The following is a 19,145-nucleotide window of genomic DNA, read 5'->3' as shown; positions in this document are numbered from 1 at the left end:
ACTATAGCCGTTCCGCCTGCGTTCGTGTTGACCCCTGTCAATCCTGCAGTTTCCCCGCCAGGTCCTTTGTGCCATCATCCGGAGCATCCGGCAGGACACGGACAGCCAATCGTTTTTTCAGCCATGACCCACCTCGACTGCCGCATCCATGCCGACCGCGAAGCGCTCAGCCGCGCCGCGGCCGAGCGGGTCACGGCCCTGTGCCGGCAAGCGGCCTCCGCACGCGGCACCTGCCATCTTGCCCTGGCCGGCGGCAGCACGCCGCGGCAGCTGTACACACTGCTGGCCGAACCGGACTGGTCGCACCAGCTGCCCTGGCCGGCATTGCAGATCTACTTCGGCGACGAGCGTGCCGTACCGCCGGACCACCCGGACAGCAACTACGGCATGGCCCGCAGCGCCTGGCTGGCCTGCGCCCCGCTGACCGCCGGGCAGATCCACCCCATGGCGGCCGATCCCGGGCGGATCGATCTGGACGCGGCCGACTATGCTGCCCTGCTGGAGCGCAGGCTGCCCCGCAATGAGGCAGGTGTGCCCGTTTTCGATCTCATCCTGCTGGGTCTGGGCGCGGATGGCCACACCGCCTCGCTGTTTCCCGACACCCCGGTACTGGACGAGCGTACCCACTGGGTGGCACCGGTGTACCCTGGCCCGGGCGAGCACTGGCGCCTGACCCTGACCCTGCCCGTGCTCGAGGCCGCCCGCCACCTGCTGTTCCTGGTCGCCGGCGCGGACAAGGCCGGCGCCGTCGCCCGGGTGCTGGGGACACCCGCCGGCGCCGATCCGCTGCCGGCGCAGCGCATCAAGGCGCAGGGCCGGGTGGAATGGTATCTCGACGCGCAAGCGGCGGGAGGCCTGCAGGCATGACCCGGGAACTGGTCCTGGCCGGGGACATCGGCGGCACCCACACCCGGCTGGTGCTGGCCCCGGCCGGGAACCTGCGCGACTGGCGCAACGAACGTCGCTATGCCAGCAGCGATTTCGCCGCGTTCGACAACCTGCTGGCCGACTATCTGAACAGCTGCGAAGCGCCGCCGGCCCGGGCCTGCCTGGCCGTCGCCGGACCGGTGCTGGGCCGCCCGGACCAGGGCCGGGCACGGGTGACCAACCTGCCCTGGGATCTGGACAGCATTGCGCTTGCCCGTCACCACGGCCTGGGGCGGGTGCGGCTGATCAACGACTTCGCCGCCGTCGGCCATGCACTGGACGCCCTGCAACCGGACGATCTGGCCTGCCTGCAGCCCGGCCGGCCGGTCATCGGCGCCAACCGCGCCGTGATCGGCGCCGGCACCGGCCTGGGCCATGCCAACGTGGTGACCTGCACCAGCGGCGGCAGCGAGGTCATCGCCGCCGAGGCCGGGCATACCGACTTCGCGCCGCAGACCCCGCTGCAGTGGGAACTGCGCCAGGCGCTGGCGGCGGAGCTGGGCAGCGTCTCCTGGGAGCACCTGGTGTCCGGCCCCGGCCTGGTGCGCCTGTACCGTTTCCTGTGCCGGCAGATCGACGGCACGCCCGCGATCGATCCGGCGGCCGCGGATGCCGCAGCGCGCATCACCGCTGCAGCCGCCGCCGGCAGCGACGCGGCAGCCGAACAGGCCGTGGCCGAATTCGTGCGTCTGTACGGCGCCCAGGCCGGCAACTGGGCACTGGCCACCCTGCCCCACGGCGGCCTCTACCTCGCCGGCGGCATCGCCCCGCGCCTGCTGGAACAGCTGCAACGGCCGGGCTTCCTCGCCGCCTTCCATGCCAAGGGGGCGATGCGCGAACTCATGCAGGGCTTTCCGGTACACATCATCACTCATCCCCAGCCGGGCCTGCTGGGCGCACTGCAGCTGGCGGCCGCGGACTGAACCGACGCCCGTCTGCCGCGGCCATTGCCGCTTCCGGGCCGGGGTTATTCGATCCGTTTTTGGCAGACGCGGTCGCGATACGTATCCTATGCAACTCGCGAACCGACAGGACACATCATGAGCAGCACGCCCTATCATATCGAGGTCGAGGTACAGACCAGCTATATCGAGGAACAGTCCAGCCCGGAGGACAACCGCTACGTCTTCGCCTACACCATCACCATCCACAATACCGGCAGCGTGGCCGCCAAGCTGCTCACGCGGCACTGGATCATCACCGACAGCAACGGCAAGACCCAGGAGGTGCGCGGCGAGGGTGTGGTTGGCGAGCAGCCCCACCTGACGCCCGGCGAGCGCTTCCAGTACACCAGCGGGACCATGATCGAGACCTCGGTGGGCAGCATGCGCGGCAGCTACCAGATGATCGCCGACGACGGCGTGGAATTCGACGCCGAGATCCCCGCCTTCACCCTGTCCATTCCGCGTACGCTGCATTGAACGGACTTCAAAACCGCAACGCAGAGGCGCGCAGGCGCAGAGAACGCAGAGATTCTTCCTTGTATGATTGCAGCCGTAGCAGTGAAATTCGTCCGACACTGTTCGGTTCATTCCGGTGCATGTCGGAATCCATAATATCCCTGGCGTCCTCTGCGCCTGCGCGCCTCTGCGTTGAACAAACACCCCAGGTAACCCGCCGCCATGGCCGTCTACGCCATCGGTGACGTCCAGGGCTGCCTGGACGAACTGCGGCGGCTGCTGGACCGGCTGCAGTTCGACCCGGCCGTCGACCGGCTCTGGTTCGCCGGCGATCTGGTCAACCGCGGCCCGAAGTCACTGGAGACGCTGCGCTTCATCCGCGGGCTGGGCGCGGCCGCCATCAGCGTGCTGGGCAATCACGACCTGCATCTGCTTGCCATCAGCCGCTATGCCGACCGGCTGAAGACCCGTGACACCCTGCTGCCGATCCTGGAGGCACCCGACCGCGAAGCGCTGCTGGACTGGCTGCGCGGTTGCCCGCTGGTCCATCACGATGCGGCGTTGGGCTACTGCCTGGTGCATGCCGGGCTGCCGCCGCAGTGGGACCTGGAACTGGCCCTGGCCTGCAGCCGCGAAGTGGAAACCGTGCTGCGCGACGACGACCGCTGCCGCGACTTCCTCGCCCACATGTACGGCAATCAACCCGATACCTGGTCGGCGGATCTCAGCGGCCATGACCGCCTGCGCTGCATCGTCAATGCCTGCACCCGGCTGCGATTCTGCACCCGGGAGGGAACCATGGAATTCCGCCACAGCGGTCCGCCCGGGAAACAGCCGCCCGGCTTCCTGCCCTGGTTCGAGGTCCCCGGCCGCGCCAGCCACGATCTGAAGCTCCTGTTCGGGCACTGGGCCTCGCTGGGGGGGACCACCGACGCCCCCGGCGTGTTTGCGCTGGACAGCGGCTGCGTGTGGGGCCGGCAGCTCACCGCCCTGCGTCTGGACACACCGACGCCGCAGCGGATCAGCATCGATTGCCCCGGCACCCGCCGGCCCGGGTAGGATAGGTGCGGGCGCTCAGCGCCGAAACCCATCGCCATGACAGATCCAAGTGATGGGTTGCACTTCGTTCCACCCATCCTCCTCACTCAACAAAAAAAGGCCCTCCCCGAAGGGAGGGCCAAGACCTCAGTGCAGGCCAGAGGAAGTGTATTCGTTTACTGCCCGCGGGCGTCAGTCGAAGGGCCACCACCAGCGTTTGGTCTTGCCCTGGGGCGCATCGTCATCCTGATGGATGCGATCCTGGTCGCGCTGCTGAACCTGCCCGCCCTTGCCTTCGCCGTTCTTGCCATAGCCCATGCCCTGGCCGTTGCCCTCGCCCTGGCCCTTGGCTTTCGCCTTGGCCTTCATGGCGTCGCGCTCGGCCTCCGGGTCGCGATAACGTTCCCGGTCCTGATCCATGTCGCGGTCCTGTTCCAGCTTGCGCTCCTCGTTGCGCTCACGGACCTCGGCGCTGCGCTCCTGGCCGTAATTGTCATTGCTGTAGCCCTTGCCCATGCCATTGCCGCCACCGCCACCGCCGCCGGCAGCCAGCACCGCGCCGCTGCCGGCCAGGGTCAATGCTGCGATGGCAAGGACGATGGTTTTGCGTACTGCGTTCATTTCAACTCTCCATACTGTTGTGTTCAGGATGGCTACAGCATGCGCCCGCCAAGCTGAATTCAGGCTTAATTAATAGCAGACACCACAGCGATTGTTATGGGGGAAACGGGCGGCTTGACGGATCTGTGATGCAGGTCACATTCACCGGTGAGGCAGACGGGGAAACCGTGCCGGAAAACTGCCGCAAGCAGGTGAAATCAGGACTCCAGTGAAAGGGCGCAGGGGCACCCTGCGGCGACGTCAGTCGCGCCGGCGCTCCAGCTGGACGAAGCGATAGGGATAGGGGTTTCTGTCATCCGGTGCATGCGCTTCGCGACTGACCTCGACCCAGTCGGTCGGGTCCCACTCCGGCAGCCAGGTATCGCCCTCGAAGTCGTGTTCGATCACGGTGAGATAGATACGTCCGGCCCGCTCCAGGGTCAGGGCGAAGAGTTCGGCGCCGCCGATGACCATGACCTCCGCGGCGGCGTCGGCCGCTTCCAGCGCGGCATCGAATGAATCGACCACATCGCAGCCGGCGGCCCGATAGGCCGGATTGCGGCTGACCACGATGTTCTGCCGCCCCGGCAGCGCCCGGCCGATGGATTCATGGGTCCTGCGGCCCATGATGATGGGCTTGCCCAGGGTCACCCGCTTGAAATGCGCCAGATCGGCCGGCAGGTGCCAGGGCAGGCCGTTGCGACTGCCGATCAACCGGTTGCGATCCATAGCGACGACGAAGGCGATGATCACACCGCCACCGGCGCCTTGATATGGGGATGGTGTTCGTAGCCGACCAGTTCGAAGTCCTCGAAACGGAAGCCGAAGATATCCTTCACCTCGGGATTGACCCGCATCACCGGCAGCGGATAGGGCCGGCGCGTGAGCTGTTCGTCGGCCTGTTCCAGATGATTCAGGTACAGATGCGCATCACCCAGGGTATGCACGAAATCCCCCGGCTGCAGATCGCACACCTGCGCCAGCATCAGGGTCAGCAGGGCGTAGGAGGCGATATTGAATGGCACACCGAGGAAGATGTCGGCGCTGCGCTGGTAGAGCTGGCAGGACAGCCGGCCTTCGGCGACATAGAACTGGAAGAAGGCATGACAGGGCGGCAGCGCCATGCGCTCGATATCGGCCACGTTCCAGGCGCTGACGATGATGCGACGCGAGTCCGGGTTGTGCTTGAGCTGCTCCACCACCTGCGCGATCTGGTCGATGTGGCGCCCGTCGGGCGTCGGCCAGCTGCGCCACTGATAGCCGTAGACGGGCCCGAGATCGCCGTTGTCATCGGCCCACTCGTCCCAGATGCTCACCTTGTTGTCATGCAGGTATTTGACATTGGTATCGCCCTGCAGGAACCACAGCAGTTCGTGGATGATGGAGCGCAGGTGCAGCTTCTTGGTGGTGACCACCGGGAAACCCTCGCCCAGATCGAACCGCATCTGGTGACCGAACACACTGAGCGTCCCGGTGCCGGTGCGGTCCTCCTTCTTGACGCCGTGCTCGCGCACATGGCGCATGAGATCGAGATACTGCTTCACGTTGTTGCCTCTTGTTCGAGTGAGGAGTGAGGAGTGAGGAGTGAAGCACTGCAGGAAACCCTGACTGGCGCGTCATTCCGATGCATGCAGGTATCCGGATACCGCTGCGGCCACTGGATCCCCGCCTGCGCGGGGATGACGGGCAAAGATAGCGCGGCGGCCCGGGAAGATATGGCCGCCACTTTCACGATTTTCTCCTCACTCCTCACTCCTCACTCCTCACTGCGACGCCCACGATACGCCAGCCACAGCAGCAGCGCGCCGAACAGCACCATCGGCACCGACAGCAGGTGCCCCATGGTCAGCCAGTCGAAGGCCAGATAACCGAGGTGCCGGTCGGGCTCGCGCACGAACTCCACCGCGAACCGGAAACCACCATAACACAGCAGGAACAGTCCCGAGACCGCCATGCGCGGCCTCGGCCCCGACGAGAACCACCACAGGATGATGAACAACACCAGCCCCTCCAGCAGGGCCTCGTATAGCATGGACGGATGCCGCGGCTGGCTGTCCACGAAGGGGAACACCATGCCCCAGGGCAGATCGGTGGGCCGCCCCCACAACTCGCCGTTGATGAAGTTGCCGATGCGCCCGGCGCCCAGGCCGATGGGCACCAGCGGGGCGATGAAGTCGGTGACCTGGAAGAAACTGCGGCCGGTCCGGCGCCCGTACAGCCACATCGCCAGCAGCACGCCCAGCAGCCCGCCGTGGAAGGACATACCGCCCTGCCAGATGCGCAGCAGCATCAGCGGGTCCTCCAGGAACAGGCCGAAGTTGTAGAACAGGATATAGCCGATCCGGCCGCCCAGGATCACGCCCAGGGCGACGTAGAACAGCAGATCGCCGATCTCCTGTGCCTGCCAGCCGGAATCGGGCCGCTGCGCCCGTACCCGGCCCAGCCACCAGCCGCCGATGAAACCCACCAGGTACATCATGCCGTACCAGTGCAGGGCGAAGTCGCCGAAGCGGACGATGGCAGGATCGATATCGGGATAGGTCAGCATGCTCAGTCCTGCACCACGCGACAGTACATCGCCTTGAGGTAGTCGGTCTCGACGATGGCGGGATGGCGCGGATGATCCGCCGCCTGCTGCCCCCATTCCAGGATCTGCAGCCGCCGGTCCACATGGCGCGCCGCCCGGTGCACCGTCCGGCGGAAGGCCTCCGGCTGCATGTGGTGCGAGCAGGAGGCGGTGATCAGGAAACCGTCCCGGCCCAGCAGCCGGATGGCCAGCTGGTTCAGCCGCTGGTAGGCCTCGGTGCCGGCCTCGATGTCCTTGCGCCGCTTGATGAAGGCCGGCGGATCCAGGATCACCAGGTCGAAGCGCTCATCGGCCTCGCGCAGGGCCTTGAGCACCTCGAAGGCATCGCCCTGGCAGGTTTGCATCTTGTCGCCGACGCCGTTCAGCCCGGCATTGTGCCCGGCCCGCGCCAACGCCTCGCCCGAACTGTCGACGCAGGTCACGGCCGCGGCCCCGGCCAGTGCGGCCTGCACGCCCCAGGCGCCGACATAGCTGAAGACATCCAGTACCCGCGCGTCCCGCGCATAGCGGCGCAGCCGAACCCGGTTGTCGGCCTGATCAAAAAACCAGCCGGTCTTCTGCCCTGTCTGCAGCGACACCTCGAACCGGGCCCCGTTCTCGCTCAGCGCGACCGGCTCCGGCACCTCACCCAGCGTCTCGACATAGGTCTCCAGCCCTTCCAGCCGGCGCACCTCGACGTCGTTGCGCAGCAGGATGCCACGCGGCTGCAGCACCTGTTCCAGCGCGACGATCACGGCCGCTTTCATGGCCTCCATGCCGGCGGTGGTCAGCTGCACCGCCAGCACATCACCATAGCGGTCGACGACCAGCCCCGGCAGGCCGTCGGCCTCGCCGTAGCACAGCCGGTAGCAGGGCTGATCGAACAGGCGCTGGCGCAGGGACAGGGCAACCTTGAGCCGGTGCACCAGCAGCGACTTGTCCAGCACCTGGTCCGGATCACGGCTGATCAGCCGGGCGCAGATGAGCGAATGCGGATTGACATAGCCGCTGCCCAGCGGTCGGCCGTTGTGGGCCTCGATGCGCACCGGCTGACCGGGCGCGAAGCCGGTCAGGGGCGTAGCCCGGGTGTCCACCTCGTTGCTGTAGATCCACAGGTGGCCGGCGCGCAGCCGGCGCTCCTCGCGTTTTTTCAGGCGCAGGGGGGCAAGCACAGATGCAGTTTCGGCAAGGGACATGGGGCGGGCCTTCTCGGTCAGGCCCGCCATTGTACCGAAGTCGGACAGGGCCGGGGTAGGATGGGTGAAGCGCAGCGCAACCCATCGCGCGCGGTGTTCGATGGGTTACGGCGCAAGCGCCTTCATCCATCCTACGGCCGGCGACGCAGCGCCAGCGGCAGGAAGACCAGCGCGCACAGCACCTCCAGCCCGCCGACGATCACGAAGGCCGGGGTATAGCTGCCGAACAGGCTCACCAGACTGCCGCCGGTGAGCGGGCCCAGCACAAAGCCGAGCGAGCCGGCGAAATTGAACCCGCTCATGGCCAAGGCCTTGTGCTCGGGCCGCGACAACTCGGCCACCAGCACCAGCGAGGGGGCGTACATGAGCGCGGCGGTCACGCCGCCGGCGAACATCAGCCCGGGAATGGATGCGCCCGGCACCAGCCCCACCGCCGCCAGGGTCAGGCCGTAGGCCGCGCTCCCGAGCAGCATCATCAACAGCGGGTTCCAGCGCTTCGACAACAGTCCGGCGGGGAAGGTCAGCAACGCGAAGGGGATCAGGAACAGGGCCATGGTCAGCCCGATGCGGCCCGCATCCAGGCCGATCACCTGGCTGAGGTACAGCGACAGGGTGGAGACGATGAAGCCCACGGTCAGCCGGTCGACGAAGGCGAAGGCATAGGGCAGCAGCAGCGGCCGGTTGGCCGGCAATGCCCGCAGCAGCTGGCCCAGTCCGCCGTGGCTGCGCCCGACGGGCAGGTCGCGCAGCGCCAGTGCGGACAGCGGCGTGAGCAGCAGCATCAGCCCCGTCCCCCACTGCAGTACCCGTTCCGCCCCCGTGTTGCCGAGCCAGCCGCCCAGGGGGGCGCCGCTGGCCACGCCCAGACTGATGGCCGCCCCCACCAGTCCCATCACCGCGCCGCTGCCGCGGCGGCGGGCATGGTCCGCGGCCAGGGTCATCAGCAGGCTCAATGCGGTGATATGGGCACAGCCCTCGACGAAGCGCCAGGCCAGATAGACGGGATAACTCCAGTCCTGCAGCAGCATGAACAGCGACAGGGCGTTCAGGGCGAAGGCGCCGGCGATGATCGGCCGGCGCCGCTGCCACAGGTCGGACAGCAGCCCGGCCAGCGGCACGCACAGCAGCGCGCCGAGCATGTTGGCCGACATGAACAGGTGCTGGGCGAACTCACCGAGGTCCGGGTAGCGGCCCACCGTCAGTTCGCGCAGTACAGGCACCATGCCGGTGACCGGCAGCATCAGCAGGTACAGGGCAAGTACGATCAGGCCCAGCTGCATCAGCGCGCCCCTGTGTCCCGGCCGGACCCTTCGAGGGCGCCGGCCAGGTCTGCTGCACGCCACAGCGCCAGGTCGGCGGCATCGCTGCGATAGGGCCAGAGCGCGACCGCACCCGGGCCCAGTCCCGGCCAGTCGGCCTGGTAGAGAATCACATAGCCCCGGGGATGGGCGCGCACCCAGTCAGTCACCGCCGTCCGCTCGAGCTCGGTCAGCGGCCGCTGCAGCCGGCCCGGAAACTGGAACTGGCCATGATATCTGCCCGCATGCGCCACCGGCGCACCGGCCTGCTGCAGTTCGGCGATACGCCGGGCGGCCGGCCACAGGTCATAGGCAGGGGCCGCGGCCGGCAGAACGGTCAGATGGCCGGCCATCACCACCAGTACCGTGGCCACAGCGGTCAGCCGTGCCTGGGCCGGGACCGACACCGGCGGCACGGCCAGGGTCAGCAGGCCGGCCCCCACCAGGACCAGTCCCGGCCATAGCGGCAGATCCCGCACCCAGAACGCCGCCTCGGGACGGACCAGCATGGGCGCCAGGGCCAGCAGCCCGCCGCCGAGCATCAGCCAGGCCGCCGCCAGTCCCGGCCGCCGCGGCAACCCGGGAGCGGCAGCGGCCAGCCGCGCCAGCAGCAGCACGGCGGCCGGGACCAGCGGCAGCAGATACTTGACCTGCTTGCCGCTGACCAGGCTGAAGGCGAGCAACACCGGCAGCAGCCAGGCGAGCAGGAAGCGCAGCTGCCGCTCCCCGCGCCAGTCGCCGCAGCGCAGGCCGCGCCAGAGCCGCCCCCACAACAGCCAGGGCAGCAGGAGCACAGGCAGCCAGGGCAGATACCACCACCAGGGCTGGCGATGGGCGAAGGAATCCACCACCCGGCCCGCGGTCTGTCCCCAGAAGATGGCATCGCGATAGGCAGCGCCGCCGGCAATCCCCGCAGGCACCGCCCAGGCCAGCGCGATCGCCGCGCCCACCGCCACGGCACCGAGCAGGCCGGCATACCAGCGCCGCCAGCCGTGACGGACATCTGTCCACAGGGGGGCCAACAGCGCCGTCGGCAGCAGGTGCAGCAGAATCACCGGTCCCTTGCTGAGTACGCCGAGTCCGATCGCCAGCCCCAGCCACCACCAGCCGCGCCGTGCGCCGTCCGCCGCGGACAACAGCCCGAGCATCCCGGCCAGGGTGCAGGCCACCAGCAGCAGATCGAACTGCACCAGGGTGAGAAAGGCCGTCCACAGCGGCAGTCCGAGCAGCAGCCAGGGCGCAAGCTGTCTCACCAGCGCCAACTGCGGCCACAGCCGCCGTGCCAGCATAACGACTAACACAAGATTGAAAAGCGAGAGCAGGGGCGCGACCAGACGCGGCCACCAGTCGTTGACGCCGAAGACCGCCCAGCCGGCCTGGATCAGCCAGAACAGCAGCGGCGGCTTGTGATGGTAGGCCTGGCCGTTGAGATGGGGCACCAGGAAATCGCCGCGCAGCCACATCTCCCAGGCCACCGCCACATATCGGGTCTCGTCCACCGGCAGCAGGGGCCGCAGCCACAGCACCACCGCCATGAGCGCGGCCACCAGGGCCGGCAGGACGGCCGCATCCGGCACCGGCAGACGGACAGAACTCATGCCCCCAGTTCCCGGTCCAGGGATTCGTCCAGGGTGCGGCCGCGACGGTAGCGCCGATAGAGATAGATGCCGAGGGCGCCGGAGATGATGAACAGTACGATCGACAGCGTCGTGCGCAGCACCGGCTGCAGGGTCATGCCGCTGCCGAGCAGGGCAAACACGACCGTCTGCGGGATGTAGCCGATGGCCGAACCGAGAAAGAAGGGCGCCGGCCGCACGCTGGAGACTCCGGCGGCGAGGTTGACCATCAGGTTCCAGCCCACCGGCAGCAGCCGGATCAGCAGGGTCATGGAGAAGGGGTTGTCATGGATGAAGCGGTCCACCCGGCGGATGCGTCCGGCCAGCCGCGGCCGCAGCAGCCGCCGGCCGGCCAGACGGCCGAAGCCGAAGGCCAGCATGCAACCCAGCGCCGAGGCCAGCAGGGCGTACACCGCCCCGGGCATGAAACCGAAGGCATAGCCGCCGAGAAAGGAAACGAACTGGCGCGACAGGCCGGCACCGATGAACAGGGCGCCGACCGCGACATAGGCCAGCCCGCCCCAGGCCTGGCCGCGCACATGGGTATCGATCCAGGCGGTATTGAGGTAGCGGCTCATCACCAGCCCGGCCAGCACGAAGCCGGCCATGAGCATCAGCCCCCGCAGCAGCAGACGGCGGTTCACTCCGCGTCCACCTCCGAGACCAGGGGCCGCTGCGCCCGACGCTGCAGCCAGGCCACCCCGCACAGGTCCACGATGCCGACCCAGAGCCGATCGAATACCCCGTACTTGCTCTGCCCGCGCGCCCGCGGCCGGTGATTCACCGTCACCGACACCACCCGACCGCCGGCGCGCTGCACCAGCGCAGGCAGAAAACGGTGCATGTGATCGAAGTCTGGCAACTCGAGGAAGACGTCGCGGCGGAACAGCTTCAGTCCACAGCCGGTATCCGGCGTGTCGTCGCCCAGCAGCCGGCGGCGCACCCCGTTGGCCACGCGCGAGGCCAGGCGTTTGGCCGCGCTGTCGCGGCGCTGTCGCCGCCAGCCGGCGATCAGCCACAGGGGCGGACTGCCCTGATCGGCACGCAACCGCGCCCACAGCGGGGGGATATCGGCGGGATCGTTCTGGCCGTCGCCGTCCAGGGTGGCGATCCAGGGCGCGTGCGCCGCCCGCACCCCGCTGCGGATGGCCGCGCTCTGGCCACAGCTGGCGGCATGAGACAGGATGCGCAGGCGCGGAAACTCATACCGGCAGTCGCGCAACTGCGTGAGGGTGGCATCGCGGCTGCCGTCGTCCACATAGATCACCTCGTAGTCGAAGCGGCCTTCCAGCGCAGCGCGGATCTCCTCCAGCAGGGGCCGGATATTGTCCGCTTCGTTGAAGACCGGTACCACGACCGATAAATCCATGTGCCGTCTCGGTGTAATTGAGTTCGGCCGGAACCGGCCGGTATAGTCGGCACCAGATTATATAGGTTAGGTCCGGAGGCCGCATGACTGACGTCAAGACCAATCACCTGGCCGGCGAGACCAGCCCCTACCTGCTGCAGCATGCCGACAATCCGGTGGACTGGCATCCCTGGGGAGAGGAGGCCCTGGCACTGGCCCGCAACCAGGACAAGCCCATCCTGCTTTCCATCGGCTACTCGGCCTGCCACTGGTGCCATGTCATGGCCCACGAAAGCTTCGAGGATCCCGGGGTCGCACAGGTGATGAACGAACTGTTCGTCAACATCAAGGTCGACCGCGAGGAACGCCCGGACCTGGACAAAATCTACCAGGTCGCCCACAGCCTGCTCACCCAGCGCAACGGGGGCTGGCCGCTGACCATGTTCCTCACCCCGGAGGAATGCATTCCCTTTTTCGGCGGCACCTACTTTCCCAAACAGCCGCGCTTCGGCCTGCCCGGCTTCACCGAACTGCTGCAGCGGGTCGCGGACTTCTACCGCGAACGCAAGGACGCCATCGCCACCCAGAACCAGGACCTGATGCGCGCCATGCAGGCCATCGCCGCGCCGCAGCGGGTCGAGTCCGCCGAGTTGAGCCTGCTGCCGCTGGACGTGGCGCGCCGCCAGCTGGAAGAGCAATACGATGCGGCCCGCGGCGGCTTCGGCCAGGCACCCAAGTTTCCACACCCCGGCAGCCTGGAACGGCTGCTGCGCCACTGGGATCGCAGCCGCCGGCAGGGCAACCCCGACACACGCGCCCTGGAGATGCTCACCCACACCCTCGAGCGCATGGCCCTGGGCGGGATCAACGACCAGATCGGCGGCGGCTTCTGCCGCTATTCCACCGACGACGACTGGATGATCCCGCACTTCGAGAAGATGCTCTATGACAACGGCCCACTGCTGGCGCTGTACAGCCAGCTGCATGCCGCCACCGGCGAGCCGCTGTTCGCCCGCACGGCACACAGCACGGCCGCATGGGTGATGCGCGAGATGCAATCTCCGGAAGGCGGCTACTACTCCAGCCTGGATGCCGACTCCGAAGGCGAGGAAGGCAGGTTCTATGTCTGGACGCCGGACGAAGCGCAGGCCGCGCTGAGCGCGGAGGAATACGCCGCCTTCGCCCCGCGCTACGGCCTGGAGCGCGCGGCCAATTTCGAGGGCCGGTGGTATCCGCATGTATTCGCGCGCATCGATACCATTGCCGCCGATCTGAACATCGATACCGCCGAGGTCGAACGCCGGCTGGACAGTGCCCGGGACAAACTCTTCACCCTGCGCGAGCAGCGGGTGCGCCCCGGCCGCGACGACAAGATCCTCACCGCCTGGAACGCTCTCATGATCCGCGGCATGGCCATCGCCGCCCGCCAGCTGCAGCGGCCCGACTATGCCGACTCAGCCGAACAGGCGTTGGAGTTCATCCGCAACACCCTGTGGCAGGACGGCCGGCTGCTGGCCACCTGCAAGGACGGACGCGCGCATCTGAATGCCTACCTGGACGATCACGTCTACCTGATCGACGCCATCCTGGAACTGCTGCAGGTGCGCTGGAACAGCGCTGACATGCAGTTCGCCCTGGAACTCACCGAGGTTGTGCTCAGGCATTTCCAGGCCGACGACGGCGGCTTCTACTTCACCGCCGACGACCACGAGGCCCTGATCCAGCGGCCCAAACCGGTGCATGACGACTCCCAGCCCGCCGGCAACGGCGTAGCGGCGCACGTGCTTGTCCGCCTGGGTCACCTGCTGGCGGAGCCGCGCTACCTGGACGCCGCCGAGGCCACCCTGCGCGCCCTGTGGCTGCCGATGGAGCAGAACGCCTTCGCCTGCACCCGCCTGATCGACGCCCTGGAGGAATTCCTCGACCCCGGCGAGGCCGTCATACTGCGCGGCGAGACCGAGGCCGTCCAGGACTGGCAGATGGATTGCGCCGCCGCCTGCGCCCCCAGGCGCCTGTGTCTGGCGATCCCGAATGACGCCGCGGATCTGCCCGATGCACTTGCCGAGAAAATACCGCGGGAAGGAACAATCGCCTATATCTGTACGGGCACCCGGTGCTCGCCGCCGATCAGCAGGCGGGAAGAACTCCGCGAGGCACTGGCCTGATCAGGCCTTCTTCACAAATTCCGATTTCAGTTGCATGGCGCCAATGCCGTCGATCCTGCAATCGATATTGTGATCGCCCTCGACCAGCCGGATATTCTTTACCTTGGTGCCGACCTTCACCACCGAGGACGAACCCTTGATCCTCAGGTCCTTGATCACAACCACGCTGTCGCCGTCCTGCAGGACATTGCCATTGGCATCCTTGACCACCTGCCCCATATCAGCAGTCTCTGCCTCGCCATCAATTGACCATTCGTGCGCGCACTCGGGGCAGATGTACAGACTGCCATCCATGTACGTGTACTGCGACCCGCACTGCGGACATCTGGGTAACTCACTTATACTCATGGTTTTCACTTCATCCTGTCGAACGGAGCGGAAAGTATACGCCATCGCCGATCCCCTCGATTCCTCAAACCCCGGGACTCCGAGCCGTTTGCCGCCACGGGACAGAACCTGACAGGGTGGGTTCACGGCGACCAGGCAGACCCCGCCATCTCTCCACTCCGGGCACAGCCCAAACCCGGCACCAGTACATCCCCATACCGTGGTGACTTGACGGCATGCCTTACTTCACCTAAGTTAGTAAACGCTCACTTATATGCAGGGATGTGCATGCATATATTTCCAACTCACTGAAATATATGGAGGCAAATCATGAGCGACTTTGACCAGGAACTGGATGCACGCGGCCTGAACTGCCCCCTCCCCATTGTGCGGGCGAAAAAGGCGATTACCCCGATGAACGTCGGTCAGGTACTCAAGGTGGTGGCCACCGACCCGGGCTCGGTGAAGGATTTCGATGCCTTCTGTCAGCAGACCGGCCACGAACTGGTCGCGAGCCGGGAGGGCAACGGGGAATATGAATTCCTCATCCGCAAGACTTCATGACCCGACATGACCCGGCGCATGAAAGCCCCGGAACGCCGGGCCTCGATCCTGGCGGTGGCAAAGGTGCTGTTTGCCGACCGGGGCTTTCACGGGGTGTCGGTGGATGAGATCGCACGCCGGTTGGGCGTCAGCCCCGCCGTGCTCTATCGCCACTTCGACTCCAAGGAGGCGTTGTACGGGGCCGCGCTGGACGAGATCGCCGGCCGGCGCGAAAGCTACGTGGAGGCAGCCCTTTGCGGGCCGGAGGATTTCGCCAGCGTACTGCTGCGCATGACCCGGGTGTTCGCCGCCAGTGTGGCACGCGACCCGGACTACCTGCGCATGGAACTGCACGGCATGCTTGAGGACGCGGCGGTGGCCCAGCGGTTTTTCGAGTCCCGCTGGAAGAGCTTCACCGACTTCATCGAAATCAGCCTGGCCGAACTGGCCCCCGGGAATCAGGTCGGTCGGGTGGATGGCCGCACCGCCAGCCTGATGTTCCAGGGCATGGTGCGCGAGGCCCTTTACGCCAAATGCATCCTCGACGCCCCGCGCTATCGTGACATTGCCCTTGATGATCTGATCGAACAGCTGATCGGGCTGTTTCTGAACGCCGTTGGATACAGTACGGAATCATGACAATGACACAACCTGCAGAGACAACCGGTCCGGCCGATGTACCGGTGACCTACCGCCGCGAATGGCAGGACGGCTTCGGTGCGCGCGGCTGGAAGCTGGACATCGCCATCGACGATGCATTCGTCATCGCCAGCACCGCCTATACCGGCGGCAACATCCCCACCTCGGTGCTGATTCATGACATCGTCGACCATCATCTGTGCGGCTTCACCCTGAGCGGCCACCGCGACGAGGCCATGGCCCTGGCTCAGCTGCGCGAACGCACCGGCACGGACATCCGCCCGGATTATGCCCAGATGGTGGATGAGGATATCCTGCAGGGACGGGTCAACGGCGAGGCGCTGGAGACCTTTCTGCCGCCGGACCTGGCGCGGCAGCTGCCGGAGGCCGGCACGGCGGCCGGACGCATGCGCCAACTCGGGGAGGCGGTCGGCACAGCCGGATTACGCGAACGTCTCATCGATCGATTCTTCGAGCTCGGCGAACAGGGACGGGAGTGCGCGGAACAGGCCTGGCGGCGCCTGGGCCTGGAGTACGCACAGCGTCCGGCCATCGCCCTGGCACTGCAGCGCCTGCTGGAACGCGCCGATGCCTGGATGCTGGAACAGGATATCGAGACCCTGCAGGGGCGGTTCATGATCACCCCGACCCGATACCGGCTGGAGATGGACGGGCAGGTGTGGGAGGAGAAACTGTAGGTCGGGTTAGCGCAACGTAACCCGACAAGCTGCCGCGGGATGTCGGGTTACGCCTTGCAGGCTGACCCGACCTACATTCTCTACACGCCTCACGCCTCACGCTTGACGCCAAGATATTCACACAGGTCTTCCAGCCGCAGCGGCCGGCTGAACAGGTATCCCTGACCGATATCGGCATCGTTGTCGCGCAGGAATTCACACTGTGCTTCGGTCTCCACGCCCTCGCCCACCACCTGCATACCCAGCCCCTTCGCCATGGCGATAATGGCCAGACACAGGGCTGCATCGCCGGGATCGGTGGTGATATCGCGCACGAAGTCCCGGTCAATCTTGATTTCGCTGAAGGGGAAGCGTTTGAGATAGCTCAACGAGGAATAGCCGGTGCCGAAGTCATCCATGGACAGACGCATGCCCATACGGACCAGGGCATCCAGACAGCCCATGGTGGCCTCGTCGTCCTCGACCAGCAGGCTTTCGGTGATCTCGATGAGCAGATCGCCCGGTGCCAGCGCGTACTGCTCCAGGTAATGGCGGAAGCGTTCCAGGAAGCTCGGCTCCCGCAGTTGGCGCGAGGAGATGTTGATGGAGACGGCCAGATGCCGCCCCAGAGTCCGGTTCAGGGCCGACATGTCTGACAGCACCCGATTGAGCATCCATTCACCGATGGGATTGATGAGACCGCTTTCCTCGGCCAGCGGGATGAAGCGGTCCGGCGGCACCTCGCCGAAACGGCGATTGTTCCAACGCATCAGCGCCTCGCAGCCGACCACCCGGCGGGATCCGAACTCGATCTGGGGCTGATAGACCATATACAGTTCCCCCTTCTCGACCGCATGGCGCAGCTCGCTTTCCAGCTCCAGGCGCAGGGCAGCATCACGATTCATCTCCGGGGTGAAGAAGCGATAGGTGTTTCTGCCGGCCGCCTTGGCCCGGTACATGGCGGTATCGGCGTCGCTGAGCAGCACGTCCGGGTCCTGGCCGTCATCCGGGTAGACCGCAATGCCGATACTGGCGGAGACGATCAGTTCACGCTGTTCGATCTGTACGGGCCGGGACATCGCCTGCAGGATCTGTTCGGCCACGGCTTCGGCGCGTTCCAGCCCCTGAAGTTCGGGCAGCAGGATCAGGAATTCATCCCCGCCCCAGCGCGCCAGGGTCTCGCCCGGCTCCAGCGTCGCCTGGAAACGCCCCGCCGCCTCCACCAGCAGCTCGTCGCCCACCCGGTGGCCGAGCGAATCATTGATGTTCTTGAAGTTGTCGAGGTCGATGAACATGGCCGCGACCTGGGTATGGTTGGGCGCCGCCCGACTCAGTCCGACCTGCAGCCGGTCCATGGCCAGCGCCCGGTTGGGCAGGTGTGTCAGCTGATCATAGTTCGCCTGACGGATCAGCTGTTCCTCGGCACGTTTGCGGGCGGTGATATCAGTGGCGACATGTACCATGCCCCTGAAACCGTCGACGAGGCCGAACGGTGCCAGCGAGTACTCGCGCCACTCGCCCGTCTCGCTCAGGTACTGCTCATAGCCGGCCAGCGACTGACTGCTGTGGACATGCTGGCAGATGACGCACTCGCCCTGGGAATACTGCGCGGAGTGGAACAGGTCATGGCAGTGCCGCCCGACCACCGCCTCCGGTTCCCGGCCCGCCCGGGTGGCCGCCGCCCGGTTCACCTGGCGAATGATACCGTCGGCATCCACCAGCAGGGTCGGGTCGGGAATTGCGTCATAGGTGCTGGACCCGCGCGCCAGCACCCGGTAGGGCGTGGTCAGGGTGGTGCGGATGACGGCGTAGTAGATCAGCCAGAAGGACAGCAGCTTGAGAATGTGCCCGATCAGAAGCGGAGTGCTGTAGACACTGTGGTACAGGGTGAAGGTCAGTTCCGCGGCCACGGTGAGCAGGATGGCGCCGATCATCAGAACGTAGATGTCCCGGTCCATGTGGTTGCGGTACCAGGTCAACAGGAAGGCCGAGGCCATCAGCAGCAGAATCACCGCATATTCGCTGAGGATCTTGAACCGGGTCAGCCCCTCGCCCTCGACATAGGCATCTGGAATGACGCCGGAGAAGACCCAGCTCGCCAGCAGCCAGGCGATCAGGCCGAACAGCAGCAGCAGCGACACCGGCTGGATCCTGCGGGTGAAGAACAGCGGGCCGCTCAGCAGCAGCAGGGCTTCGAAATAGCGGGTCACGATCCAGAACTCGATCGTCATCCCGGCATCGGGCGCGGGGATCACACTCACACCCGGAAAGCTCAATGTATGCAGCAGGTCCAGGATGGCCACCCAGAAATACCCCACCCCCAGATACATCAGGTAGTGGTTGCGGGAAAAACTGTAGGTGTGCCACGCCACCACCGACAGGATGACAGCCACCATGATGGCGAACAGTTCGGCCAGGGTATGGAACAGGACGAAGTTGGTCTGGCTGATCAACACCAGCAGCAGGCTCAGACCGAGCGGGACCACCCAGCCGCGCCAGCCCGCGGAAGGCTCTGCCAGATAGCCCAGCCAGGACGGCTGGAGCACCTCTTCCAGACGCGTATTCATCTTTATTTTCAGAGACCTGAAGTTATCTTGCCATTGCCTCCGGCCATTATAACCATATTAATTTAATGGATATTAGCGGGGATGGGAGCGGGCATCAATATCGATGTTAACGGTTTGAAACAATTATAACTTGAGGGGGATCGGCGAGAGGCGAGAGGCGAGAGGCGAGAGGCGAGAGGCGAGAGGAAGGGCGTGCCTGCTCCGCGACGTCAAGCCTTTTCACTGCATGTCCCTCGGG

General features: G+C 66.2%; 19 protein-coding genes. 8 read left to right on the top strand and 11 right to left on the bottom strand.

Features of this window, described 5'->3' with window-relative positions; all coding sequences use genetic code 11:
* The first annotated feature begins 123 nt into the window (after positions 1–123).
* The 4 genes from pgl to COW1_RS14620 all read left to right on the top strand — a co-directional run bounded on the left by pgl (position 124) and on the right by COW1_RS14620 (position 3,386).
* Entirely contained in the window at positions 124–867 is a 744-nt protein-coding gene (gene pgl, locus COW1_RS14635; RefSeq protein ID WP_201344598.1) for a 6-phosphogluconolactonase, read from the top strand.
* Positions 864–1,850 carry a glucokinase gene (glk, locus tag COW1_RS14630; protein ID WP_201344597.1) on the top strand — a complete coding sequence of 329 codons (987 nt, stop codon included), beginning with the start codon at positions 864–866 and terminating at the stop codon, positions 1,848–1,850. Before pgl ends, glk begins: the two co-directional genes overlap by 4 nt.
* Before the next feature lie 117 nt (positions 1,851–1,967).
* Positions 1,968–2,348, top strand: coding sequence for a Co2+/Mg2+ efflux protein ApaG (gene apaG, locus COW1_RS14625; RefSeq protein WP_096367248.1), 381 nt, complete (start codon positions 1,968–1,970; stop codon positions 2,346–2,348).
* A 201-nt stretch (positions 2,349–2,549) separates the two neighbouring features.
* Positions 2,550–3,386 (top strand): symmetrical bis(5'-nucleosyl)-tetraphosphatase, encoded by an 837-nt coding sequence (locus COW1_RS14620; protein WP_201344596.1) that lies wholly within the window; start codon positions 2,550–2,552, stop codon positions 3,384–3,386.
* A gap of 171 nt (positions 3,387–3,557) precedes the next feature.
* On the opposite strand, the gene COW1_RS14615 is transcribed toward COW1_RS14620, so the two are convergent.
* The 9 genes from COW1_RS14615 to COW1_RS14575 form a co-directional block, all read right to left on the bottom strand.
* Positions 3,558–3,986, bottom strand: coding sequence for a hypothetical protein (locus COW1_RS14615; RefSeq protein WP_096367250.1), 429 nt, complete (start codon positions 3,984–3,986; stop codon positions 3,558–3,560).
* Between the two features lie 240 nt (positions 3,987–4,226).
* A complete protein-coding gene (folA, locus tag COW1_RS14610; RefSeq protein ID WP_304941084.1) occupies positions 4,227–4,718 on the bottom strand; it encodes a type 3 dihydrofolate reductase in 492 nt (163 codons plus the stop codon).
* Positions 4,715–5,509, bottom strand: a complete 795-nt coding sequence (locus COW1_RS14605; RefSeq protein ID WP_096367252.1) for a thymidylate synthase — start codon at positions 5,507–5,509, stop codon at positions 4,715–4,717. The genes folA and COW1_RS14605 overlap by 4 nt, the downstream gene beginning before the upstream one ends.
* Before the next feature lie 212 nt (positions 5,510–5,721).
* Positions 5,722–6,513, bottom strand: coding sequence for a prolipoprotein diacylglyceryl transferase (gene lgt, locus COW1_RS14600; RefSeq protein WP_096367253.1), 792 nt, complete (start codon positions 6,511–6,513; stop codon positions 5,722–5,724).
* Between the two features lie 2 nt (positions 6,514–6,515).
* A complete protein-coding gene (locus COW1_RS14595; RefSeq protein WP_201344595.1) occupies positions 6,516–7,727 on the bottom strand; it encodes a class I SAM-dependent rRNA methyltransferase in 1,212 nt (403 codons plus the stop codon).
* A gap of 131 nt (positions 7,728–7,858) precedes the next feature.
* The gene (locus COW1_RS14590; RefSeq protein WP_201344594.1) at positions 7,859–9,007 is read right to left on the bottom strand and encodes an MFS transporter; all 1,149 of its coding nucleotides are present in this window, start codon (positions 9,005–9,007) and stop codon (positions 7,859–7,861) included.
* Positions 9,007–10,623, bottom strand: coding sequence for a glycosyltransferase family 39 protein (locus COW1_RS14585; protein WP_201344593.1), 1,617 nt, complete (start codon positions 10,621–10,623; stop codon positions 9,007–9,009). The genes COW1_RS14590 and COW1_RS14585 overlap by 1 nt, the downstream gene beginning before the upstream one ends.
* Positions 10,620–11,285 carry a TVP38/TMEM64 family protein gene (locus tag COW1_RS14580; protein ID WP_201344592.1) on the bottom strand — a complete coding sequence of 222 codons (666 nt, stop codon included), beginning with the start codon at positions 11,283–11,285 and terminating at the stop codon, positions 10,620–10,622. The genes COW1_RS14585 and COW1_RS14580 overlap by 4 nt, the downstream gene beginning before the upstream one ends.
* The gene (locus COW1_RS14575) at positions 11,282–12,010 is read right to left on the bottom strand and encodes a glycosyltransferase family 2 protein (protein WP_201344591.1); all 729 of its coding nucleotides are present in this window, start codon (positions 12,008–12,010) and stop codon (positions 11,282–11,284) included. Before COW1_RS14575 ends, COW1_RS14580 begins: the two co-directional genes overlap by 4 nt.
* A gap of 83 nt (positions 12,011–12,093) precedes the next feature.
* Between COW1_RS14575 and COW1_RS14570 the strand changes: the two genes are divergently transcribed.
* The gene (locus tag COW1_RS14570) at positions 12,094–14,154 is read left to right on the top strand and encodes a thioredoxin domain-containing protein (RefSeq protein ID WP_201344590.1); all 2,061 of its coding nucleotides are present in this window, start codon (positions 12,094–12,096) and stop codon (positions 14,152–14,154) included.
* Here COW1_RS14570 and COW1_RS14565 read toward each other — a convergent pair whose 3' ends face one another.
* Positions 14,155–14,496: a zinc ribbon domain-containing protein YjdM gene (locus tag COW1_RS14565; protein ID WP_201346119.1), complete on the bottom strand. Its 342-nt coding sequence runs from the start codon at positions 14,494–14,496 to the stop codon at positions 14,155–14,157. It lies immediately after the preceding gene.
* Between the two features lie 315 nt (positions 14,497–14,811).
* On the opposite strand from COW1_RS14565, the gene COW1_RS14560 reads away from it, so the two are divergent.
* From COW1_RS14560 to COW1_RS14550, 3 genes are read left to right on the top strand one after another with little or no spacing between them, the layout of a single operon-like run.
* On the top strand, positions 14,812–15,045 hold the full coding sequence (locus COW1_RS14560; RefSeq protein WP_096367258.1) for a sulfurtransferase TusA family protein: 234 nt from the start codon (positions 14,812–14,814) through the stop codon (positions 15,043–15,045).
* 18 nt (positions 15,046–15,063) lie between these two features.
* Complete coding sequence (locus tag COW1_RS14555; protein ID WP_201344589.1) at positions 15,064–15,663, top strand: TetR/AcrR family transcriptional regulator; 600 nt, start codon at positions 15,064–15,066, stop codon at positions 15,661–15,663.
* 2 nt (positions 15,664–15,665) lie between these two features.
* Positions 15,666–16,361: a hypothetical protein gene (locus tag COW1_RS14550; protein WP_201344588.1), complete on the top strand. Its 696-nt coding sequence runs from the start codon at positions 15,666–15,668 to the stop codon at positions 16,359–16,361.
* 89 nt (positions 16,362–16,450) lie between these two features.
* On the opposite strand, the gene COW1_RS14545 is transcribed toward COW1_RS14550, so the two are convergent.
* A complete protein-coding gene (locus COW1_RS14545) occupies positions 16,451–18,907 on the bottom strand; it encodes a bifunctional diguanylate cyclase/phosphodiesterase (RefSeq protein ID WP_201344587.1) in 2,457 nt (818 codons plus the stop codon).
* Positions 18,908–19,145: the final 238 nt, after the last annotated feature.

This window comes from Thiohalobacter sp. COW1 (assembly GCF_016629505.1).
GTDB lineage: Bacteria > Pseudomonadota > Gammaproteobacteria > Thiohalobacterales > Thiohalobacteraceae > Thiohalobacter > Thiohalobacter thiocyanaticus_A.
The sequence above is the reverse complement of the archived record's forward strand: the minus strand, read 5'-3'. Positions and strand labels throughout refer to the sequence as shown.

Excerpts from the sequence above, each read along its gene's own strand:
- pgl (WP_201344598.1), top strand. The coding sequence starts at position 124 with ATGACCCACCTCGACTGCCGCATCCATGCCGACCGCGAAGCGCTCAGC.
- glk (WP_201344597.1), top strand. The coding sequence starts at position 864 with ATGACCCGGGAACTGGTCCTGGCCGGGGACATCGGCGGCACCCACACC.
- apaG (WP_096367248.1), top strand. The coding sequence starts at position 1,968 with ATGAGCAGCACGCCCTATCATATCGAGGTCGAGGTACAGACCAGCTAT.
- COW1_RS14620 (WP_201344596.1), top strand. The coding sequence starts at position 2,550 with ATGGCCGTCTACGCCATCGGTGACGTCCAGGGCTGCCTGGACGAACTG.
- COW1_RS14615 (WP_096367250.1), bottom strand. The coding sequence starts at position 3,986 with ATGAACGCAGTACGCAAAACCATCGTCCTTGCCATCGCAGCATTGACC.
- lgt (WP_096367253.1), bottom strand. The coding sequence starts at position 6,513 with ATGCTGACCTATCCCGATATCGATCCTGCCATCGTCCGCTTCGGCGAC.
- COW1_RS14595 (WP_201344595.1), bottom strand. The coding sequence starts at position 7,727 with ATGTCCCTTGCCGAAACTGCATCTGTGCTTGCCCCCCTGCGCCTGAAA.
- COW1_RS14590 (WP_201344594.1), bottom strand. The coding sequence starts at position 9,007 with ATGCAGCTGGGCCTGATCGTACTTGCCCTGTACCTGCTGATGCTGCCG.
- COW1_RS14585 (WP_201344593.1), bottom strand. The coding sequence starts at position 10,623 with ATGAGTTCTGTCCGTCTGCCGGTGCCGGATGCGGCCGTCCTGCCGGCC.
- COW1_RS14575 (WP_201344591.1), bottom strand. The coding sequence starts at position 12,010 with ATGGATTTATCGGTCGTGGTACCGGTCTTCAACGAAGCGGACAATATC.
- COW1_RS14570 (WP_201344590.1), top strand. The coding sequence starts at position 12,094 with ATGACTGACGTCAAGACCAATCACCTGGCCGGCGAGACCAGCCCCTAC.
- COW1_RS14560 (WP_096367258.1), top strand. The coding sequence starts at position 14,812 with ATGAGCGACTTTGACCAGGAACTGGATGCACGCGGCCTGAACTGCCCC.
- COW1_RS14555 (WP_201344589.1), top strand. The coding sequence starts at position 15,064 with ATGAAAGCCCCGGAACGCCGGGCCTCGATCCTGGCGGTGGCAAAGGTG.
- COW1_RS14550 (WP_201344588.1), top strand. The coding sequence starts at position 15,666 with ATGACACAACCTGCAGAGACAACCGGTCCGGCCGATGTACCGGTGACC.
- COW1_RS14545 (WP_201344587.1), bottom strand. The coding sequence starts at position 18,907 with ATGAATACGCGTCTGGAAGAGGTGCTCCAGCCGTCCTGGCTGGGCTAT.